Consider the following 3,940-nt stretch of genomic DNA (forward strand, 5'->3'; position numbering starts at 1 on the left):
AGCGACCATAAGACCAGAACAGAGTAAATCTGGGGCGGCAGGTGCGAAAAATCCTTCGGGAAAGAAGCAGAAACCTAAATCGTGAGGTTTGGGAATCACCGTCCGTTCACGGCGGTGAGGATGTCAAGTTCAACCAGAGTACTTGTAGGGAGAGGATCGGTAAATCTCGTGCTAGTAAAGTACTGATCAGAATCGTCATCGATTCGCCACCATTGACAGGTAAGAGAAAGGAGATTGCCTTGCGTAAATTTTGATAAACGGTGCGTCCTTCTTCCACAGCGGCCTTGATCGAGGCAAAGTTATCATCAGTGAGGAGCATATCAGCAGATTCCCTGGCGACTTCCGTTCCTCCTTTCCCCATGGCAATGCCGATATCGGCCTGCTTGAGAGCCGGCGCATCATTGACACCATCGCCCGTCATGGCCACGATTTCTCCTTGAGACTGAAGTACTTCCACCAGTTGCAGTTTTTGGGTAGGGGCAACCCTGGCAAATACCGATCCATCGACCACCGCTTGGGCCAGTTGATGATTATCCATTTGCGCTAATTGTTTTCCCTCAAATGCTAAGACTTGTGTTGCCGTTTTAATGCCCATCCGTTCCGCGCTCGCAACGCGCTCGCTACGCGAGATCGCCCGCGCCGTGACAAGATGATCACCGGTAATCATCTTGACCCGAATCCCGGCACTTTGACAGGCATGAACGGCAGCGATCGCCTCTGGACGAGGCGGGTCAATCATGCCCTGTAATCCTAGAAACACCAAGCCTGTTTCGATATCCTCATGGTCGATAGAATGCTGATGGGTCGCGGCTGCTTTTTTGGCGAAGGCAAGCACCCGTAAACCCTGCTCTGCCATCGTTTCTACCGCTTGCTCGATCTGTTCGACGTTCAGCGCGGTCATCTGACCATAGCGATCGATCATCTGGCAACAACGACGCATCAGGGACTCAACCGATCCCTTAACATAGATCAGACGAGGTATGCCATCATGCAGGGTTGCCATGTATTGGTACTCAGATTCAAAGGGAATTGCATCCAATCGTGGGGTTAAAGACAATAGCCCCAATTGACTGAGACCTGCTTTGGCAGCGGCCGCAATCAGCGCCCCTTCCGTAGGATCCCCCACCACTGACCAATCTTCTCCCGTTTGTTTTAGCTGGGAGTCATTACAAAGCAAACCAGCTACCAGACAATCCCCCAGGGCCGGCGGTAATTCCTCTGCAAACGGGCTGCCAGGGTTGCCATCGGTAATCAGACTAATTTCGCCCTTGGGACTATAGCCACCACCACTAACGGCGTAATATTGCCCCTCGGTATAAATGGACTGTACAGTCATTTGATTTTCCGTTAGGGTTCCAGTTTTGTCGGAACAAATGACGGTCGCACTCCCCAATGCTTCCACTGCGGGCAGTTTACGAATAATCGCATGACGACGGGCCATGCGGTTGACCCCAATGGCCAAGGTAATCGTTACCACTGCCGGCAGCCCTTCCGGAATCGCACTCACTGCGAGGGCAACGGCAGCTTCAAACATATCGATCCAAGATTTCCCCCGTCCTAACCCGATGGTAAAGGTCAAGGTTGCTAGGGTCAAAATTGCGTAGAGTAGGGTGCGGCTAAATTGGGCAAATTTACGGGTCAGGGGTGTGCTAAGGCTGACTCGGCTTTCCATCGACTGGGAAATCTGCCCCACTTCGGTGGCATTGGCCGTGGACACAACGATCCCTTTGCCCTGTCCAAAGGTAACGAAACTCCCTGCGTAGGCCATGTTTGTCCTTTCTGCTAGGGGCGTATCCCCGGGTAAGGGTTCGATCGCTTTTGACCCGGGCAAGGATTCCCCAGTCAAGGCAGACTCATCCACCTGCAAATTGCGGACTTTCAGCAGCCTCAAGTCCGCTGGTACTTTATCCCCCGATACCAATAAAACGATATCTCCCGGCACCAAATCCCGAGATGGAATCCGCAGGGTTTGTCCCTCTCGCAACACCGTCGCTTCTGTGGTTACGGCTTTGGCCAAGGAAGCGATCGCACCTTCCGCCTTAGCTTCCTGCACATAGCCAATAATGGCATTGATCAGGGTAACTCCCCAAATCACCGAGGCATTCGTCCAAGACCCTAAAAATGCCTTAATAGTACCCGCAAGCAGGAGAATATAGAGTAGCGGCTGATGAAATTGCTGCAAAAATCTCAACCAAGCTGGTTTCCCTGGCTTAAATCGCAGTTCATTCGGGCCATATTTTTCGTAGCGACTGGCCACTTCTTCTGCTGATAAGCCCGTTGACCCATCGCTGGTCAAGTATTCAATCACCTCTGGTTGAGAAAGTTGATGATACAACGGCAACGATAATTGAACTGGCATCATGCTCGACCATATTTAGGGTTTGCGGCAAAAAGTTTTTCCTGGGGACAGGGTGTGGGGAAGTGGGGAAGTGGGGAAGCTGTCTTATCACCCTATTACCCCAAAACCCTATCACCCTATTTATTTCCTGACGACTGACGACCGACGACCGACGACCGACTGCTGCCGACCTTAAGCTCTCGTCTTATTTTGATAATAGTCGCGGGTTCCCTTGGCATCTAGGGCTTCTCCGAGACGATCAATAGCGTGGGCGTAGGCGGCGGTACGCAGAGATATATCGAATTCCTGGGCGAAAGACCAGACTTTTTCGGCTTCTGTCACCATTCTTTCTTTTAAGCGCTCATTGATCTCGTTTAATTGCCAATAAAGACCGCTGCGATTTTGCACCCATTCAAAATAACTCACCGTTACCCCACCGGCGTTAACCAAAATATCGGGGAAAACGAGAATCCCTTTTGAGTCTAAAATGCGATCGGCTTCTGAGGTAGTGGGACCATTGGCCACTTCAAAGATATATTTTGCCCGCACGCGATCGGCATTTTCGGCGGTAATTTGGTTTTCTAGGGCGGCTGGAATCAAAACATCCACATCTAGGGCTAATAATTCTTCATTACTAATCGCCTCGTGTTCTACGATATTACAGACGGTATCCTGACAGTAAATAGCAGTAATTCCGCGATGTTCCTGTTTATACTGACGAATACTGGCAATATCTAGGCCTTTTTCCCGATAAATGCCGCCCTGGGAATCACTTACCGCCACCACTTGATAACCGGCTTTGGCGAGGAGATCCGCCACTACGGCCCCAGCGTTACCGAATCCCTGGACGGCAACGGTAGTATTAGCTGGTTTTTTGTCTAATTTCGGCAAAAGAGAATGAATAACATGAAAAGCCCCCGTTCCTGTCGCCGTATCGCGACCGCGACTGCCTCCCATGGTTAAAGGTTTCCCCGTCACCACCGCCGGACTAATTTTACGCTGAATGATGCTGTACTGGTCCATCATCCAACCCATGATCATCTCGTTGGTATAGACATCGGGGGCAAGAATATCGACATCGGGGCCGATAAAGTCGGCTATACCCTCGATATACCCCCGGCTAAGGCGTTCTAACTCAGCTTTTGACAATTCTTTCGGATTGAGGGTAATACCGCCCTTAGCCCCACCAAAGGGCAAATCCAGCAGGGCGCATTTAAAGGTCATCCAAAAGGCCAGGGACTGCACCTCATCAATGCTGACGTTGGGATGATAGCGCACCCCTCCTTTGCCAGGGCCGCGGGTGTCATCGTAGCGGACGCGGTAGCCTTGGAAGATTCTTAAAGTGCCGTTGTCCATACGGACGGGTATGGAGATACTGAGACTAGCTTTGGGATATTTTAACCGCTCGATCGCATCATCGGAAATGGAGACATACTTAAGAGCCCGTTCTAGGCGACTGCTGGCATCAGTAAAGAGTGATTTCGACATGATTTTTTTCCCCCTATCTATCCCCATTAGAACACGGGAAAACAGTATATTTCGCTACAGTTTATTTTTCTTAATTAACCATGGACGGGAATTGCCGACAAGTGTTCTCAAACA

General features: G+C 50.6%; 1 protein-coding gene and 1 pseudogene. Both read right to left on the reverse strand.

Going from position 1 to position 3,940, the window contains the following annotated elements:
• Window positions 1-115: 115 nt before the first annotated feature.
• Window positions 116-2,359, reverse strand: a pseudogene (locus IQ242_RS18795) (HAD-IC family P-type ATPase); the annotation flags it as partial.
• Between the two features lie 171 nt (window positions 2,360-2,530).
• The gene (locus tag IQ242_RS18800) at window positions 2,531-3,826 is read right to left on the reverse strand and encodes a Glu/Leu/Phe/Val dehydrogenase (protein ID WP_193961013.1); all 1,296 of its coding nucleotides are present in this window, start codon (window positions 3,824-3,826) and stop codon (window positions 2,531-2,533) included.
• Between the last annotated feature and the right edge of the window lie 114 nt (window positions 3,827-3,940).

Origin of the sequence: Microcystis sp. LEGE 08355, from assembly GCF_015207185.1 — a bacterium.
Taxonomy (GTDB): Bacteria; Cyanobacteriota; Cyanobacteriia; order Cyanobacteriales; family Microcystaceae; genus Microcystis; species Microcystis panniformis.